Annotated in this window: 11 protein-coding genes and 5 pseudogenes; 5 read left to right on the forward strand and 11 right to left on the reverse strand. The window is 69.5% G+C overall.

Features of this window, described 5'->3' with window-relative positions; translation table 11 throughout:
- Positions 1-151 precede the first annotated feature (151 nt).
- The 5 genes and pseudogenes from AB0M99_RS12985 to AB0M99_RS13005 form a co-directional block, all read left to right on the forward strand.
- A pseudogene (locus tag AB0M99_RS12985) lies at positions 152-481 on the forward strand (putative immunity protein); the annotation flags it as partial.
- Between the two features lie 55 nt (positions 482-536).
- Positions 537-800, forward strand: a pseudogene (locus AB0M99_RS12990) (FtsW/RodA/SpoVE family cell cycle protein); the annotation flags it as partial.
- A pseudogene (locus AB0M99_RS12995) lies at positions 799-1,325 on the forward strand (IS3 family transposase); the annotation flags it as partial. The pseudogenes AB0M99_RS12990 and AB0M99_RS12995, both read left to right, overlap by 2 nt.
- Positions 1,326-1,496: 171 nt before the next feature.
- Positions 1,497-1,886 (forward strand): annotated as a pseudogene (locus tag AB0M99_RS13000) (ATP nucleotide 3'-pyrophosphokinase); the annotation flags it as partial.
- Between the two features lie 270 nt (positions 1,887-2,156).
- Complete coding sequence (locus tag AB0M99_RS13005) at positions 2,157-2,336, forward strand: hypothetical protein (protein ID WP_365919552.1); 180 nt, start codon at positions 2,157-2,159, stop codon at positions 2,334-2,336.
- Positions 2,337-3,341: 1,005 nt separating this feature from the next.
- On the opposite strand, the pseudogene AB0M99_RS13010 reads toward AB0M99_RS13005, so the two are convergent.
- The 11 genes and pseudogenes from AB0M99_RS13010 to AB0M99_RS13060 all read right to left on the reverse strand — a co-directional run.
- A pseudogene (locus AB0M99_RS13010) lies at positions 3,342-4,103 on the reverse strand (AMP-binding protein); the annotation flags it as partial.
- Positions 4,104-4,254: 151 nt separating this feature from the next.
- The gene (locus AB0M99_RS13015; RefSeq protein WP_365919554.1) at positions 4,255-4,815 is read right to left on the reverse strand and encodes a hypothetical protein; all 561 of its coding nucleotides are present in this window, start codon (positions 4,813-4,815) and stop codon (positions 4,255-4,257) included.
- 154 nt (positions 4,816-4,969) lie between these two features.
- The gene (locus AB0M99_RS13020; protein WP_365919556.1) at positions 4,970-7,780 is read right to left on the reverse strand and encodes a TIR domain-containing protein; all 2,811 of its coding nucleotides are present in this window, start codon (positions 7,778-7,780) and stop codon (positions 4,970-4,972) included.
- A gap of 38 nt (positions 7,781-7,818) precedes the next feature.
- A complete protein-coding gene (locus AB0M99_RS13025; protein ID WP_365919558.1) occupies positions 7,819-8,601 on the reverse strand; it encodes a hypothetical protein in 783 nt (260 codons plus the stop codon).
- A 57-nt stretch (positions 8,602-8,658) separates the two neighbouring features.
- Positions 8,659-11,409, reverse strand: a complete 2,751-nt coding sequence (locus AB0M99_RS13030; protein ID WP_365919560.1) for a TIR domain-containing protein — start codon at positions 11,407-11,409, stop codon at positions 8,659-8,661.
- Between the two features lie 11 nt (positions 11,410-11,420).
- On the reverse strand, positions 11,421-12,071 hold the full coding sequence (locus tag AB0M99_RS13035) for a hypothetical protein (protein WP_365919562.1): 651 nt from the start codon (positions 12,069-12,071) through the stop codon (positions 11,421-11,423).
- A 346-nt stretch (positions 12,072-12,417) separates the two neighbouring features.
- Complete coding sequence (locus AB0M99_RS13040) at positions 12,418-13,050, reverse strand: IS3 family transposase (RefSeq protein ID WP_365919805.1); 633 nt, start codon at positions 13,048-13,050, stop codon at positions 12,418-12,420.
- Positions 12,993-13,286, reverse strand: a complete 294-nt coding sequence (locus AB0M99_RS13045; protein WP_365919829.1) for a hypothetical protein — start codon at positions 13,284-13,286, stop codon at positions 12,993-12,995. The genes AB0M99_RS13040 and AB0M99_RS13045 overlap by 58 nt, the downstream gene beginning before the upstream one ends.
- The gene (locus AB0M99_RS13050; RefSeq protein ID WP_365919564.1) at positions 13,274-13,561 is read right to left on the reverse strand and encodes a transposase; all 288 of its coding nucleotides are present in this window, start codon (positions 13,559-13,561) and stop codon (positions 13,274-13,276) included. Before AB0M99_RS13050 ends, AB0M99_RS13045 begins: the two co-directional genes overlap by 13 nt.
- A 401-nt stretch (positions 13,562-13,962) precedes the next feature.
- On the reverse strand, positions 13,963-15,294 hold the full coding sequence (locus tag AB0M99_RS13055) for a class I SAM-dependent RNA methyltransferase (RefSeq protein ID WP_365919566.1): 1,332 nt from the start codon (positions 15,292-15,294) through the stop codon (positions 13,963-13,965).
- Between the two features lie 127 nt (positions 15,295-15,421).
- The gene (locus AB0M99_RS13060; RefSeq protein WP_365919568.1) at positions 15,422-17,470 is read right to left on the reverse strand and encodes an APC family permease; all 2,049 of its coding nucleotides are present in this window, start codon (positions 17,468-17,470) and stop codon (positions 15,422-15,424) included.
- Between the last annotated feature and the right edge of the window lie 142 nt (positions 17,471-17,612).

The raw sequence follows: 17,612 nt of genomic DNA on the forward strand, positions 1-17,612 counted from the left end.
CGGCCGGCCGCCATGGCACGAGATGCGGAGACGCCTTCAGCAGATCATCGGTCTTGACATAGAGTGCGGTCGCGAGGGTGTCCAACTCTGTCTTCACACACTGACGTTGGACGCCCTCGCCCTATGCGCGCAGTCGATCCCTGGGAATACCATGATCCTCCCCAAAGATCGTGACCCCCGCTTCATCACCATCCGCCGCGGGGGGACGCTTACGGACTCCGACCATCGGCTCCTGGCCTTGTGGGCTGCCGCGTGCGCGGAGCACGTTCTGCACCTCTTCGAGTCGGTGCAGCCGTCGGACCCGCGCCCCCGCGAGGCAATCGAGCAGGTTCGGGCATGGACATGCGGTGAGATCAGGATGTCCCAGTCCCGAGCGGCGGGTGGCCATGCCATGGCTGCGGCCAGGGAGTTGAGCGGAGCCGCTTGGCACGCCGCATTTGCTGCCGGCCAGGCGGCAGTGGTGGCGCATGTCGCCGCACACGAGCTTGGCGCTGCGGCTTACGCGATCAAGGCCGTGCGTGCGACGGCCCCCGGGCGGCAAGCTGCTCGCGGTCGGCCTGTCCGCGGCACTGGCGCTCCAGGTCTTCGTGGTGGCGGGCGGCGTGACGGGGCTGATCCCGCTGACGGGCAAGGCGCTGCCGTTCCTGGCGAGCGGAGGCTCGTCGCTCCTGGCCAACTGGATCATGATCGCCCTGCTGATCCGGATCTCCGACAGCGCGGAACGCCAGCGCGAGGCGGACGCCCGCGGCCCGGTGGAGACCACGATCACCCCCGTGGTGAGGGAGGCCACGCTCGGCTAGTAGGGCGGGTCCGCCGGTCCATGACGACCGCGTGCGGCGCAACTTCACCGCCCCGGCGCCCAACCGGCTGTGGCTGACCGACATTACCGAGCACGCCACCGGCGAGGGCAAGCTCTATCTGTATGCTCGAGGACGCGTACTCGGGCCGAATCGCGGGCTACTCCACCGGCACGAGCATGTAGTCCCCGCCTGGCGGTGACCGCGCTGGAATCCGCCGTCGCCCGCCCCTGCCAGGTCGCCGGATGCATCGTCCATTCCGACCGCGGATCTCAGCTTCGCGCGCGGAAGTACGCGGCCGTTCTCGCACGTCACAACATGATCGGTTCGATGGGAAGAGTCGGCGCGGCCGGCGACAACGCAGCCATGAAGAGCTTCTTCGCACTGCTGCAGAAGAACCTCCTCGACCGCCCACACTGGCGGACCCGGAACGAACTCCGGATCGCCATCGTGACCTGGATCGAGCGCACCTACCACCGCAGACGGCGCCAGGTCCGCCTGGGCCGATTAACGCCCGTCGAGTACGAAAATCATGGCCCTCACACAGCAGACCCGATTCCTGTGCGGGCACGTCGGGTGGTCCCTGTAGGGAGGAAGGGCGGTGGGTCCTGGTATGGCTTCGGTCATGATGACGTAACCGGATGGGCAGTGGCGGGCTATGCCTTGCGCGAGATCAACCCCATGTGTGAAGGCGAGCCCATGACCATCGGTACGACCACTACCCCCACGATCGGCCGGAACATTCTTACGGCGGCGTTCGCCCTCGGTGCCGGGCCCTCCGCGGCCGCGACGTCCGCCGATGACGGCTGGAAGGGAGAGGGCGGGCTCACCCTGAGCGCCGCCGACAACGCCAAGGTCGACGCCTACGCCGACCATTCGCAGCGGGCCGAGCGGGCGATCAGCGTCGATGTGCGCGTCGCCGCGCTGGCGTCGGGCGCGGAGCTTGTCGGCTTCGACCACCGACTCAAGACTCCGGATTCCCTCAAGCGGAAGGTTGCGACCTCCCTGAAGGAGCACCCCGAACAGAACGTGGACGCCGTCCTTCGGAGCCTGGGCGACGCCGTCCGCTACACCCTCCAGTGGCCGGACGGCCCAGCAGGATGCCGTGTTCGCCGCAGTACCCGTGCCGCCGGGTGCGGACCGGCTGACCAGGCCGGCCCCGCTCCCCGTCCCGGCGATGGGCTGAGCTCCGAGTCCGCGGCCCGAAGGTGGGAAGACCGTTTGCCCGCATCGAGCGTGGGGCTTCCAAGGCTGAGGGCGCCCCGGCCGGGACAGGGTGTGGAACATGCGCGGTCAGCCGAGGTCTCCGACAAGCAGCTCCCCAACGCCGAACCGAAACTGCGGTAGGTCTTCACCAGGGTGAAGACCAGGCTCGGCCTGACCCGCAGGTGCGTGGTGGAGCGCACGCTGAGCTGGCTGTCGCGCTCACGCCGCCTCAACCGCGACCACGAGCGACGCCTCGACCACCACGCCCAGATGGTGTGGTGGGCCGCCGTGATCAGGCTGTCCCGGCGCCTGGCCGGGGATGCTCCGCGCTGACCGGAGAAGCGTCGCGGCCGACTGCTCCGGGCAACGGGGGCTTCCTTTGCCACAACGCACTCAGCCGAGCCAACGGGGTATGTCGAACCGTGCCCGCCCCATGTGATGGACCTTCAGGACGAGCGTCACACGAGCGTCGAGAATTTGAGGGGCGTGCAGCCACGGCTCGCGCCACCGCTGACGCCCCTTAACGAATCCGCAGGTCAGGCGCGTGTAGCCGACCAATCGCGCGCTTCACCCGTTGGACGGGCAGAACAGGTGCAGCGGACAGCGACCCGCACAAAACCACAGGTCAGGCGCCTTCCCGCACCGGTTCAAGGATCGCGACGCACTCCACGTGGTGGGTCATCGAAATAAGATCTATCAAAAACACGTCAAAGAAACCCGCAGGTCAGAGGCATGTAAGGCGCAAATTGGACATGCTGCCCGTGTGCGTTACGTGCAGAGTGGGCGCTATGTGCGGCGCGCTGACGCTCTGCGCCGCCTCTTGTTGCCCGGCAAAGAGGGCCTCAAGCCGCCCAGGAACGGACTCGGGCGCGAATGGGGACACCGCGCGGAGAGCCACGCCGGCTTGACCAGGACTCTGGCCGAGACGCTCACTCCGCCTCACGCGTGTGGCTGCCGCGCCCATCCAGCAGGGGATGGGATCTTGATCGCCAGCGCTCGCGGGAGGCGAAACGCCCCGGGCCCAGCCAGGTCAGATGCTGGGAACGCGGAGGCGGGCGTGCCACGTGCCCTGCCTCGGCGGGCTCCTGGGGGCGCCGCCCTCGCGGGTATGCGTACCGCAGGGCCCCGGTTTCGGGCATGCCGGTGAGTATGAGCAGCAGGTACGCACAGCTTCGGCCGTACACCCTGCCTGGCCCGCTCGCGGAGCAGAGCGGGCCGGCGGACGGCCTCGTGGTCCTGCCCCGGCACCTGGACTGGGGCCCGCACTACGAATACGACCTGGCCGACGACGCCGATGTACTGCTGATGTACGAGCGGGTCATCCGCGAGGCGCAGACGCCCGAGCTTGACCCGCGCCCGAACGGCCGCCACCTCCACCATCCGCCCGAAGACGTGGGCGAGCGGCAGGAACAGCAGCGTGGAGGGCTGCTCCCCCGGCCCGGCCTGGAAGACGGACTCCCAGCGGGCCACCATCGTGTCGGCCTCGTACATGAAATTGCCGTGGGTGAGCACGCAGCCCTTGGGGCGCCCGGTGGTCCCCGAGGTGTATATCACGGTGGCGACGGCGTCGGGCGTGACAGCGGCGCGGTGCCGGTGCACCAGGTCCTCGGCGACCCCGTGGCCGTCCGCGACGAGCGCCTCGACGGCCCCGGCGTCGAGCTGCCACAGCCGCCGCAGGTGCGGGAGCCGCTCGATGACGGACCCGACGGTCATGGCCTGGTCCTCGTCCTCGACGACGCAGGCGGTGCAGTCGGAGTCCTGCAGGATCCAGTGCACCTGCTCGACGGAGGAGGTCGGGTAGACGGGGACCGGCTGGGCGCCGATCGCCCACAGGGCGAAGTCGAACAGGGTCCACTCGTACCGGGTCCGGGACATGACGGCGACCCGCTCCCCGAACCGGACCCCCTGGGCCAGCAACCCCTTCGCCAGCGCGAGCACCTCGGCGGCGAACTCCGCGGACGTCACGTCCCGCCAGACCCCGTCGGTCTTGCGCCCGAGCACCACCCGGCCGGGATCCTCGAGGGCATGCCGGAAGACGGCGTCGGCGAGCCCGCCGACGGGCGCCGCCATGACGACTGGTGGGACGGTGATCTCGCGCATGCCCCGCTCCTCTCCGCGCAGCGCGGCGACGCTACCCCACGCCTCCCCGCGGTTGATCACCGTGCGAAGACCTCCACAAGACCTCCCCAGGGAGGTGCGCCAGGACCCGGCGGAGGAGGGGCCCCGACCGGGGCCGCCTGCGGAGGCCCGATCAGACGACACGGGGTGCTCCCGGCGTCAGGCGGTCCCCTTCCCGTGTCCAGACGGTATCGGCGTTTCCGCTGGGACAGCAGTGGGCGTCGGTCTGGCGGTACCAACGCTCGTGCGCGGTGATACGGCCGGGCGCGAATTCCAGTCCGACGAGCGCGGTGATGTACAGGGCCGACTTCTGCTGCGGCGTGATCGCACCCAGCGCGGCGAGGCCGTTCCCCTGATGCGTGAACACGACGTATGCGGCGACGAGTTGTCCGTTCATCGTCGACCCGTTGTCATCACACCCCATGTAGACGGCCGCCTCGTCGCGCTGGTCACCGTCCGTGTCGCCGTACGCGACCCTGGTCCCCCGTCGGATGCGCACGGTGCCCCACGTTCGGGACGTCGCGGTGGCGTTGCCCTCGGCGTCGAGCGTGACGAGTCCCGGGACGCCGCAGAACTCGCCCGGAACAGGGGTCTTCGACCAATCCACATCATGGAGATCGGCCGGCGCCGGGCCGACGAGCACCGGGCCCTGAGCCGGCGAGGATGAAGGGGAGGGCGAGGGGGAGTCGGGCACCGGGGCGACGGACGAGGGAGTGAGGGGTGGGACGGGCGGAGCCGGGCGGGGTGAGCCGCACGCGCCGATGAGCAGGAGAAGCGTGAGCAGCGCGAGGGACGAGGTGGTTCCGCGCCGTAAGCCGCTTGTCATCGTGTCCTCCGTTCTCGTGCGCTCAGGCGCACGGCGGGTCGTACCGCTGGTCGGGGAGGTACTGGTTCCACTGGTCGCGGGTGATGCGGGAGGACTCCGAGCACAACCGCCGCAGGATCGCGGCCGGGTCCACGCTCCACAGCCGCGTGCCCCGGTCGCCGCTGGCCGCGAGGAGACTGCCGTCCGGGCTGAACGCGAGGGACGCCTGCGGGTACAGGCCGCCGGTGGCGAGCGAGGCGATCTCCACGAGGTGGTCCGGGTCGCTCGTGTCCCACAGCCGGATGCGCCCGTCCTCCGCGGCGCCGGCTGCGAGCGCGCCGTCAGGGTGATGGGCGAGTCCGCTGATCTGGCCGGCGTGCGGGGCGGCACTGCCCCTGCGTAACGGCCGCGCGGGACGTGAGACGTCCCAGGTGGTGATCGCCCCGCTGTCGTCGCCAACGAGCAGGGTGCGGTTGTCGGGGGCGAAGGCCAATGCGGTGGCCTGCGCCCCCGCCACGTCGATGATTCCCGCGGCCGTGGGTCGGGTGTTCTCGGCGATGTTCCACAGCCGTACGCCTCCTTCGTCGGTCGGCGCCGCCAGGAGTCCGCCGTCCGGACTGAACGAGATGCTCTGGCGGCCGACCGCGGCACCCCCGAGGGTGTCGACGAGCACGGGCCGTGTCCGGTCGCCTACGTCCCACAGCTGCACGGTTCCCAAGGGCACGGGTGAACGGGAATGCGGCCCTGTCCCCGTCGCCAGCAGCGGAAGCACGGGGTTCACGCCGATGCCCGTACCACCGTCCGCACGCGTGGCCTGTGGGGTCACCTTCCGCGGAGCCGCCGGGTCGGTCATGTCCCACGCGACCACGGGCAGACCGGAGAACAGGGTGCGGCCGTCCCGGCCGAACGCCGCAGCCTGACCGCCGGCATTGAAGGATTCGACGGTGGCGGCGAGGCGGGGTCCCGGCTTGTCGTCCATCCTCCACACGGTGGTCGGCTCTCCGCCCGCGGCCAGCAGCCGGCTGTCAGGACTGAAGGAGGGAAGGAACGTTCCCTCCGTCGGCAGGATCGTGAGGGTGGAGGTCCTGTCGTAGCCCGACACGGCCCACACCCTTGCCGACGTCCGCCGCTCCCGGTCGCTCGCGATGGATGCCAGGGTCTGCCCGTCAGGGCCGAAGGCGATGCCGGAAACGGACGCAAATCCGGGGTAGCCGGTCAGGCGCGCACCGGAGTGGGGGCGGAAGGGGTCGGCAACATCCCACAGGGTGATCACTCCGTCGCGGCCGCCCAGGGCCAGGACGGTCCCGTCCGAGGAGAACTCCAGGCTGCTGACGCCGTCGCGCCCCTGCGTGTGCAGATCCGAGCGGTGCGCCGGCCGGGTGGGGTCGGCGACGTCCCACAGTCGCACCCGGTTGTCCGCACCGCCGACCGCCAGAAGATGGCCGTTCGCGCTGAACGCGGCGCGGGCGTTGGTGACGAGCGCACGGTCGGACGGAGGGGCGAGGGTGGCGACCCGGCTCGCTCGGGCCGAGCCGGACAGGGTCCACAGTCCGAGCGAGAGGTCTTCATGCGACTCCGTGAGGACCAGCGAGCCCATGGGGCCGGCCGCGATCGTCTCGGGGGGCAGGGACCCCAGGGAACGGGGGCGGGCTGGGTCCTCGATGTCGAGTACGGACCCGCCCGTGGCGGTCAGGACGAGGAGCCTGCCGGCGGGGGTGAACACGAGTTCCTTCGTGCTGCCCTCCGCCGCAGCCACGACCGCCACAGTCCTGGGCTTGTCCGCTGACGTCACGTCAAGCAGTCGGACCCCGCCGTCGGCGTCGCCGATCGCCAGGAGTCGTCCGTCCGGGCTGAACGCGACGGCGGCGACGCTGCTGTCCAGCTCCTCCAGTGAGGCGCGGAGTGCGCCAGTGGCCAGATCGTAGAGCCGTACCCGGTCATCGGCCACGGCGAGGAGCCCCCCGCTGCTGCACGCGACCCCGCGAGGAGCGCCGATCCCGTCGATCACGCGGGGAAGGCTGCGGCTGCCGATGAGAGCCCCGACCGCCTCGACGGTCGGAGCGAGCCGGTAGGCTTGGACCAGCAGTTGGCGGGCCAGGTCGGGCTGGGTGTCGCTGATCGACGAAGCCTCCGCGACGAGCTGGCGGGACTGCGCGATCAAGGCCTGGGACCGAGCGGCGTTGCGCTGCTGGTACGCCGTGACGCCCCCGGCGATCGCGACCAGGAGCAGAGCGGTGAGCACGGCGACGGTCGACCACACCAGGCGCACCGTCCGGCGGTGCTGGCGTACGTGGTCGCCGATCACCTCGTCCTTGGACCTGCCCATGATCGGCGCCGCGAACTCCGCCAGACACTCGATCAACCGCGGATCGGCCGCACCGGTCTGCTCCGGACCGTGCAGCCAGCGCAGGTCGACCCAGCGGGGCTGCTGGCCGAAGACGCCGTCCATCTCCTCGCGCGGGAAGGCGTCGGTCCTCGACCAGTCGAACGACGTCCGTGAGTCGTCCCAGACGAGTGTTCCGTCGGTCCAGGCGATGAGTAGCGTGTCCGCCGACCGGTGGGTGAGCCACCAGCGGATCTCCTTGCGGACCCAGGGGGAAGCTGCGGCGGCCGGGCTGGCCATCAGTACGAGCCACCGGGACCCGGTGAGTCCCCGCTCGATCTCGCGCCACAGATGGGGGCTTGCCGCCAGGTTGGTCTCGTCGCGGAACAGCTTGAGGCTTCTCGACCTGTACCAGGGCCGGTTGAAGGTCTGTAATCGGCTCTGGAAGGCCTTGGTGAGCTTCCTGTCCCAACTGTGGCTGTAGGAGATGAAGGCGTCGTATCCGGTCGGCTCCCCGGCCTCACGCTCCACGCCCGTGGCGGTGCCGCCGCCCGTGGCCTCCGGGGCGTTCAGCGCGGGCGCCGGGTGCTGTCCGCCGAGGGACTGGCGCTCCTCTCGGACCGGTCGTCTGGGGCGCGAGGTGCGGGAACCTGGCCGATCATCGACTCGGCGTCCCGTACACCGGCCAGGCGGGCGAAGCCCACCGCGTAGGCGTGGATGTCACGCTGCACCCGCTGCAACTCCGCCCGGCAGGCGGCGTTGTCGGCCCAGCCGGACTCCGGGCCGTCAGGATGGGCCTGCTCGAACTCCCGTAGCCGGGGGTGCCATTGGGATAGAAACGGCCTCAACTCGCGGTTCAGCATGGTGATCGCCAGGTACTCGACCGTCTGCCCGCCGGGAACGGGGGCCGAGGGGCGGGCGGTCTTGAGGGTCTCGCGCGTCGTCGCGAACAGCCCGTACATGGAGGTGAGCGCTTCCCGGACGACTCCCTCGTCGCTTGCCAGGGGCTGCGTGGACACGCGGGTCACCGTTTCGACGAACATCTGCCAGGCGACCTGGCGGGAGTCGTTGTTGACGGCGAACGTGAGCTCGCTCAGCTGGGGGACGGAGACCTTGACCTCGGTGAGGCGTGCCGTGCGCTGATACCACTGCACGACCAGGACGGCCATCGCACCCGCGACGGCACCCGTGATGACGAAGAGGCTGCGGTTGGTCACCTGGGTGAGGCTGAAGAGGACGAGTCCCGTGAGCGCGCCGACGGCCGTGGCCGCGACGAGCCGGAGCAGGGTGCTGTCGAGGATGCGCCTCCCACCCGCGAACCGGGTCCTGGATTGCGCTAATTGGTCGCTCATCGTCTCGTCCGTTCCCCAGTCGTGCTCCGCTGTAGGAAGAACATAGCCCCCGAGGGGTCAACGCGGACAGAGCGGCCGGAAAGCGGGGCCCGCGGGTACATATTCGCGCCACCGGCCGGCATCGAAGGCGCCCCTCGCCCACCGGCACAGCGAGTCCACCGGGTCCACCGTCGGCTCGGCGTCCCACAGCCGTAGCGTGTCCTCCTTGCCCCAAGCGGCGATCGTCTTGCCGGCGGGACCGAATCCCACACCGGTGACGTCGGCGCTGTGCCCTTCGAGCGGGGCGCCGATCTGCTGCCTGGTGGTGACGTCCCAGAGCCTGACCGTGTGATCCATGCTGCCGGTGACCAGCGTCCTCCCGTTCGGACTGAAGGCGACGGACGTCACGCCGCCGCGGTGCCCGGTCAGCGACTCCCCGATCTGTTCGCGCGTGGCCACGTTCCAGAGCCGGACGGTACTGTCGCGGCTCGCGGTCGCCAGGATCGTGCCGTCAGGGCTGAAGGTGACCGCGTTGATCTGTGCCGTGTGGCTCGGGGGCGTCTCGCCGATCCGGCGCTGCGTGGCGACGTCCCAGAGGGCCACGGTGTCGTCATCGGTGTTGGTGGCGAGGGTGCGGCCGTCAGGGCTGAAGTCGAGTCTCCACGAGCTGACGGCGAGTTCCTTGCCGATCTGGCCGTGCGTCGCCAGATCCCAGAGGCGCACCGAGATCCCGCCGGACGTGGCGAAGCTCTTGCCGTCGGGACTGAAAGCCATCGCACGGATGTTGCCGTCGCCGCCGGGCAGTGGCTCGCCGATGCGGCGGTGCGTCGTGATGTCCCAGAGCGTCACGTCGTAGTTGCTTGCGAACGAGGTGGTCGCAAGCACGGTGCCATCGGGGCTGAGGGCGAAGGGAGAACCCGTGTCCACGTCGCGGGAGACCAGCGGCTCACCGATTTGGCGACGTGAGGCGATGTCCCAGAAGCGCACCGTGGAGGCGGATCCCCCCAGGGCGAGGACATGCCCACGAGGGCTGAACTCCGTCGCCCCCTGGGCCCCGGTACCGATCGATGTGCCGATCTGCCGTTGTGCGCGGACGTCCCACAGCCGGACCGTGGTGTCCTCGCTCGCACTGGCCAGGGTCGAACCGTCCGGGCTGAAGGCCACGGCCCGGGCGTTGCTGATGTGGCCGGTGAGCGGAGCTCCCACCTGGGTGTGCCCCGCGATGTCCCAGAGCCGCACGCTGCCGTCGGCGTACGAGGCGGCGAACACCGCATCGTCGGGGCTGAAGGCCACCGAGTCGACCCATCGGACATCGGCGGTGAACGGCTTCCCGATCGGGGCCCGGGTGGCGGTCTCCCAGAGCTGGACGTTGCCGTCGGTGTCGGAGGCGGCGATGGTACGGCCGTCACCGCTGAAGGAGACGGACGAGATCCCGTAGTCGCCCATCGTCAGTGCCTTGCCGGCGGGCGCACGGGAGTCGGTGTCCCAGAGCTGTACCTCATGGCCGATGCCGGTCGCGAAGGTCTTTCCGTCGGGGCTGAAAGCCACTGGGCCAGTGCCATAGGAGCGACCTCCCAGCGGACCGCCGATCCGGCGGTGCGTCGCCACGTCCCACACCTGTACGGCCCCGGAGGCGCCGTCGCCCACCAGGACGAGGGTCTTTCCGTCCGGGCTGAGGGCGGCCGAAGAGAGCATCCCGGCCCGGGCATCGAAAGCGTCACCGATCTGCTTGTGGTCGGCGATGCTCCAGAGCCGGGCCGTGCCGTCGGCGCCCGAGCTGATCAGGGTCTCGCCACCCGGTCCGAAGGCCACCGAGGTGACGGCCAGGTGGTGCCCGATGTAGGCGTCCCCGATCTTCCGCTGCGTGGCCGCGTCCCAGAGCCGTACGAGGCCGTCGTCGCTCCCGGTGGCGATGGTCTTGCCGTCCGGGCTGAAAGCCACCGATTCCACGGGCCAGGAATGGGCGAGCAGTCCGGATGCCGGGTTGGCGGCGGCGTTGAGCATGGCGAGGCGGGATTCCGGGGTGGGATCGATGCGCCATGCCGCCAACGCCTTCAGCCGGGCGCCGAACGGGTCACGGGTCGCGAGGAAGGAACTCTGGCCGATCAACTGCTGGGCCACGGCGTGGTCCCGCTGGCGGGCCGCCTCGGCCCGCGCGATCAGCGCGACGACGGACACCGTACTGGCGACCAGGAGGAGCAAGCCGAGTACGGCCGCGGTGATCCTGGCCGTCCGCAGGTTGCGCCGGGTGTCGCGGATGCCCTCCGACCTGAGGTCCTCCTCCGCGAGGCCGCGTACGACGGATGCAATACCGAGTGCGACGCCGTCCACGTCCGGCACGGGACCGGTGCCGTTCCCGTTCCCGGGTGGGCGCAGGGCCAGGGATTTCCAGACGGGTTGCTGCGTGAACCGTCCCAACAGGCGGGCGGGCAGCGCCGTCGAGAGTTCCGGATCCCAGTCGCCGCGCTGCTCGTCCCATACCAACAGCCCCGCGGTCACGAGGAGCAGGATGGTGTCAACCGACTTGTGCCTCAACCACCATTCGATTTCCCGGTCGACCCACTCGGAGGCCTTCGCCTCCGGTGACGCCATGACCACGAGCCAGTCCGAGCGGGCGAGGCCGGCCTCGATCTTTCCCCCGAGGTCGGGCCCGATCGAAATGCTGCTGTCATCGAGGAACACCCTGATCCGAGGCGGCTTGTACCAGGGGCGGGACTGCTTTTCGATCGCCCGCCGCAGATGCGGCAGCCATCCCCGGTCGCGCTCCCCGCTGTAGGAGAGAAAGGCGCCGTACCCGAGTTCGGTCCTGAGCCGCCGGCGGCGGGCCATGTGCCACGTCCTCATCCGGTCGGCAGGTATTCGTGGCCGTTCCAGTGCAGCGTGATGTCCGAGGTGGCGCCTTCGGCACAGCTGGGGTTGCACGAGTTCTGGGACTGGACGATCGTGTACCGGCCGTCTGCGCCGGGGCCGGCGAGCCGTGCGTGGTAGAAGGCGTGCCTGCCGCCGCGGTAGTGGATGTCCGGGTCGGTCCACCTGACGTCCTCGAACCCGTCCTTGGCGGGTACGAGCACCAGTACCCCGTCATAGCGTCCGGGGTTGTAGATCACGAAGGTGTTCTTGGTGGCGTCGGATTCCGGCGAGGCGAAATGCAGGTCGTTCTCGTAGATGTCCACGTCGATGGATGCCAGTGCGTTGCCCCTGCCGGTGACGGACGCGACGCATCCGGTGGGAGCGCCGGAACCGGTCCGCCGGATCAGGAATACGCGGACCGCCCCGAGGTCGGGATGGCTGATGTCCCGGTGATCGAGGACCGTACCCGGGCAGTGAGCGGCTTCCGGCGGAACGGAGGGGAACGAGGCGGGGGAGGGCGTTGCCGACCGGGTCGATCCGTTCGTGCCGCGTGTGCTCTTGCCGTCCGCGTCCGTGCCGTCCGTGCACCCGCTGACGAACACCAGCACCAGAGCCGGGACCAGCACCGCGATCCGCTGCACGGCCGAGCCGCGCGTGCACCGCGGTAACCGCCGACGTAAAGGCCGTTGCGTACTGGGAGGCATGGCATTCCCCCTGTGCCGGAACAAGACTGATCGACTGGGAAGCAGGGCCGAATGGTATCCAGGCGCATGCCTTGCACGGGACGGCTTCCGCGAAACCCGACCATCCGGAACCGGAACCACCGCGTCGTGATCCTGGGCCCTCGAACTGCAGGGGCCGGCATCCACGTGCCCTGCCCGCCTCGCAGCCCCGGAAACGCAGAAGAACCCCACCGAAGTGGGGTTCCTGCTGGTGTCCGAGGAGGGACTTGAACTCTGTCAATCCCCTCCAAACGTGGATGCCTTCCTATGCAGCCACTTCCTCGGTGAGGCCGGCTTTGTAGTCGTGTTCGTAGTCGATCGGGCTCTTCCAGCCGCACACGCTGTGTAGCCGTCTTGCGTTGTAGAAGTCGGTGATCCAGGTCGCGATCCTGATCCGGGCCTCGGTGCGGGTGGTGAAGGTGCGCCGGTGGACGCACTCGACCTTCAGGACGCTGTTGAAGGCCTCGCTGACGGCGTTGTCGAAGCATGATCCGACGCGGCCCATGGACTGGGTGACGCCCAGCTTGCGGTAGGCACGATGGAACTTCCGCGAGCTGTACTCGCTGCCGCGGTCGCTGTGGAAGAGCACGCCGCGAACGTCGCCTCCCCGGGTGGCCGCGGCCATGTTGAGGGCGGCGACGACCAGGTCGGCGTCGTGGCGGGCTCCCATCGCGTAGCCGAGCAGGCGGCGGGAGAACAGGTCGATGACCGTGGCCAGGTAGAGGTTTCCCTCACCGGTGACGATCTCAGTCATGTCCCCGCACCACACCAGGTCCGGCTCCTCGGCGGTGAAGTCGCGGTGCACGAAGTCCAGGCTCACCAGCCGTTTCCCGGGCCGGGTCAGCCCTCGCCGGCGGCGGACGTTCCGAGCGATGAGGCCGAGCTCGGCGTGATCCAGATCTTCGGAGAGCCGTAGGTGCCGCCGGACTTGGCGAACTCCTCCGTGACCGCCTCCGTCAGCTGCTGACGGCGTACCTCCCGCCGGGTGGGGGTGCGGTTGCGATGCTTGTAGAACCACGACTCGCTCATGCCCAGGGCATGGCAGGCGATGCGGTGCGGTATGCCGTGCTCGGTCCTGAAGTCGCTGATCACCCCGACGACGGCCGCCGGGCCCGCCACGGCTACTTCACCCACAGGACCATGCAGCGTTTGAGGACTTCACGCTCCATCGCCAGTTCCTTGTTGTCCCGCCTGAGCTGGACATTCTCCCGCCGCAGCCGTTCCAGTTCATCGCTCGCGCCCGTCGGCGCGGTCCCCGCCCGGCGGGCTCGGGACACCCAGCTGGCCAGCGTGGTCTCGTTGATCCCCAAGTCCTCCGCGACCTCAGGGATCGACTTGCCGGTCTCCGTCACGATCCGTACAGCCCCCTCACGGAACTCCGGCTCGAACTTTCGTCGCTTCTCCGCCATGACTCTCAACATCCCCTGCAGTCACGGTCTCCACGCTACGAGGGGAGAGACACCCGACACCTCCCCCTCCGTACCGACCTACCGCCAACACACAGCCAGCTAGATCTATTTCCGGCACGCAGGATGCCCTGGAGTCCGGTCACGGCCGTCACCGTACGTAGTCGGACCCAAGTCCGTGAACTCGGGCCGGGTTGGAGCCTCGCCGAGTACGACGAGCATGAAGAGGCCGCCTCCCGCACCAGGACTTCACCCTGGTGCGGAAGGCGGCTTCTTCGTGCTGACGCCTCATCAGGAAAAACGCTGGGCGTGCGTCAAACGTGCGTCACGAGCGTCAAATCAGCGTCAAGATATCGCCCGTAGCGCCCGCAGCGCGCATAACGCACACTGGCATAACCTGCAGGTCAGAGGCCCTTTCCAGTCGGCTCAAGGATCGCGACGCACTCGACATGATGGGTCATCGGGAAGAGGTCGAAGACGCGCAGCGTGCGGACCTTGTAGCCGTGGTCCTTGAAGTAGCCCAGGTCTCGGGCCAGGGCCGCCGGGTCGCAGGCCACGTAGGCGATGCGGCGGGCGGAGAGGCCGGCGATGTGGCGGACCGTCTGCTTGCCGGCGCCCGCGCGGGGCGGGTCGAGGACGACGAGGTCGCACTCGGTGATGCCGGTCTTCGGGAGGATCGCCTCGACCTTGCCCTGCTCCACGCGGACCCGCGGGAAGTCCGCCAGGTTGTGGCGGGCGTCCTCCACCGCGCGCTTCGTGGACTCGATGCCGAGCACCGCGCCCGTGTCGCCGAGGCGTTCCGCCAGGGCGCCCGCGAAGATGCCGACGCCGCAGTAGAGGTCGAGGGCCATCTCGCCCTTGCGCGGCATCAGGCCCTGCATGACGGCCTTGATCAGGGTGTCGGCGGCCTGCGGGTGGACCTGCCAGAAGCCGCCCATGCCGACGCGGTACGTACGGCCGTCCGCGCGCTCGCGCACGAAGGGGCGGCCGTGGACGCGGTGGACTCCGCCGTCCTTCTCCTCGACGCGCAGGACCGAGACCGGCTTGTCCAGCTCGACCAGCGGCAGGCGGCCGCCGGGACGGGGGGTGAGGACGACCTGGCGGTCGTTCGAGCCCGAGGCGGCGATGGCCTCGACGGTGGCCATCTGGGGCCAGTCCTGCTTCTCGATGCCCAGCTCGCTGACGCCGGGCGCCGCGATCATGCAGTGGTCGATCAGCTCGATGTCGTGCGAGCGGTGCTTGCGCAGGCCGGCGTTGCCGTCCTCATCGATGGCGAACTGCACGCGGGTGCGCCACTGCGGGACCTGCCCGGCGGGGAGCTTGTCGCCCTCGGCGGGCATGACCGTGCCGTCCCAGCCGGCCTCCTCCGGGGTGAGCCCGGCGAGCCGCTTGAGCTGCTCGGCGACGACCTCGCCCTTGAGCCGGCGCTGGGCGCCCGGCTTGGCGTGCTGCCAGTCGCAGCCGCCGCACTTGCCGGGGCCGGCGTACGGGCAGGGCGCCTCGACGCGGTCCTTGGAGGCCTCCAGCACGGTGATCGCGTCGGCGCGCAGGAAGCGGGAGTCGACGTCGCCCTCGGTGACCTTCGCGACGATCTTCTCGCCGGGCAGGGTGTGGCGGACGAACAGGACCCGTCCGTCGGAGGTCCGGGCGATGCAGTGCCCGCCGTGCGCGACGGGGCCGACCTCGACTTCGTACTCCTCCCCGACCAGTGACTGCTTCTCGTTCTGCTCGGTCATGGTGGGGAAGCTCCAAGGCTAAGGAAGGTGCGAAAGGAAGGCTGAGGGGGCTGAAGGGGCGGACGCGAAGAACGGCCGGACAGCCGACCCACCAGTTTACGTGGATCTCGTCCGGCCGTTCACCACGCTACTTCGCGGCGGGGTCCCTGGGCCGCGGGGTGTCGACGGGGCCGCGGCGGACGGCGCCCGGGGCGCTCCACTCGGCCCGCTTCTTCGCCCGCCGCTTCGCGAGCTCGGAGGACTCCAGCTGGTAGGGCACGGAGGTGACCATCACGCCGGGGGTGAACAGCAGCCGGCCCTTGAGCCGCAGCGCGCTCTGGTTGTGCAGGAGGTGCTCGTACCAGCGGCCGACGACGTACTCGGGGATGTACACGCTGACGGCGTCGCGCGGGTTCTCGCTGCGCAGGCCCTTCACGTACTCCACGACCGGCCGGGTGATCTCGCGGTACGGGGAGTCGAGGATCTTCAGCGGGACGTTGATGCCGCGCCGCTCCCACTCCGCGCGCAGCGCCTTGGTCTCGGCCGGGTCGACGCTGATGCTGAGCGCCTCCAGGGTGTCCGAGCGGGTCAGCTTGGCGAAGGCCAGGGCGCGCAGGGTGGGCTTGTGGACCTTGGAGACCAGGACGATCGAGTGGACCCGGGAGGGGCGCACGCTGTCGTCGCTCGGGCCCTCGGCCGCGGCGATCTCCTCGGAGACCCGGTCGTAGTGCTTCCGGATCGCGCTCATCGTGCCGTAGAAGATCAGCATGCCGAGCAGGGCGACCCAGGCGCCGTGCGTGAACTTGGTCGCGAGGACGACGACCAGCACCATGCCGGTGAAGAAGGCGCCGAAGGTGTTGATCGCCCGCGAGCGGTGCATCCGGCGGCGGGCGGCGGGGTCGCGCTCGGACGCCAGGTGGCGGTTCCAGTGCCGGACCATGCCGATCTGGCTCAGCGTGAAGGAGACGAAGACGCCGACGATGTAGAGCTGGATCAGCTTCGTCGAGTCGGCGTCGTAGATCCACACCAGCAGCATCGCCGCGCCCGCGAGGAGCACGATGCCGTTGGAGAAGGCGAGCCGGTCGCCGCGGGTGTGCAGCTGGCGCGGCAGGTAGCGGTCCTGGGCGAGGATCGAGCCGAGCAGCGGGAAGCCGTTGTACGCGGTGTTGGCGGCGAGGAACAGGACCAGCGCGGTGGCGGCGGCGAGCACGATGAAGAGGAAGCTGCCGTTGCCGAAGACGGCCTCGGCCACCTGGGAGATCACCGGGTGCTGGACGTATTCGGGGCCGACGGGAACGCCGTTCTCCAGCAGGTCGGTGGCGGGCTTCTCCGCCATCTTGACGTCGGTGGCCATGGCCAGGCCGATGATCCCGCAGAACATGGTGACGGCCAGGCCGCCCATGAGGGCGAGGGTGGTGGCCGCGTTCTTGCTCTTGGGCTTGCGGAATGCGGGGACGCCGTTGCTGATGGCCTCGACGCCGGTCAGGGCCGCGCAGCCGGAGGAGAAGGCCCGCAGGAGCAGGAAGACCAGCGCGAAGCCGGCCAGCCCTTGGTGCTCGGCCTTGATCTCCAGGTCGGCGGTGGGAGCCTTCATGGTGTCGCCCACGACGATGCCGCGCCAGGCGCCCCAGGCGATCATGACGAATACGGCGCCCACGAAAATGTAGGTGGGGATGGCGAAGAGGTTTCCGGATTCCTTCACGCCGCGCAGATTCATCAGCGTGAGCAGCAGAATCATGACGATCGCCGAGAGCACCTTGTGCTCGATGACGAAATCGACGGCGGAGCCCAGGTTCTCCACGCCGGAGGAGATCGACACCGCGACGGTCAGGACGTAGTCGACCAGCAGGGCGCTGGCGACCGTGAGACCGGCCTTGGGGCCGAGGTTGGTGTTGGCGACCTCGTAGTCACCGCCGCCGCTCGGGTACGCGTGGACGTTCTGGCGGTAGGAGGCGACCACGGTGAACATGAGCACCACGACCGCGACGGCGATCCAGGGGCTGAACTGGTAGGCCGACACACCCGCGATCGACAGGACCAGCAGGACTTCGCCGGGGGCATATGCCACCGAGGAGAGCGGGTCGGAGGCGAAGACGGGTAGGGCGATCCGCTTCGGGAGGAGCGTTTCCCCGAGGCGGTCGCTGCGTAGCGCCCGGCCGATCAGGATCCGTTTGGGCACGTCGGTCAGTTTGGACACGCAGAGGATCGTAAGCGTTCGAAATCGGCCTGACGAACCCCCCGCCGGTATACGGGGCAAAGTGGCACCGCATCCAGGGCAATGCGCCGCCCCCTCCAGCGCAAATGGTCACACTGGTGACCGCCCGTGTGTAGCTTGGGCC

Source organism: Streptomyces sp. NPDC051183 (assembly GCF_040682455.1).
In the GTDB taxonomy this organism is placed as follows: domain Bacteria; phylum Actinomycetota; class Actinomycetes; order Streptomycetales; family Streptomycetaceae; genus Streptomyces.

What these genes read in the sequence shown, in the direction of transcription:
- AB0M99_RS13025 (WP_365919558.1), bottom strand. Translation starts at nt 8,601, where the DNA reads ATGAGCGACCAATTAGCGCAATCCAGGACCCGGTTCGCGGGTGGGAGG.
- AB0M99_RS13030 (WP_365919560.1), bottom strand. Translation starts at nt 11,409, where the DNA reads ATGGCCCGCCGCCGGCGGCTCAGGACCGAACTCGGGTACGGCGCCTTT.
- AB0M99_RS13050 (WP_365919564.1), bottom strand. Translation starts at nt 13,561, where the DNA reads ATGGCGGAGAAGCGACGAAAGTTCGAGCCGGAGTTCCGTGAGGGGGCT.
- AB0M99_RS13055 (WP_365919566.1), bottom strand. Translation starts at nt 15,294, where the DNA reads ATGACCGAGCAGAACGAGAAGCAGTCACTGGTCGGGGAGGAGTACGAA.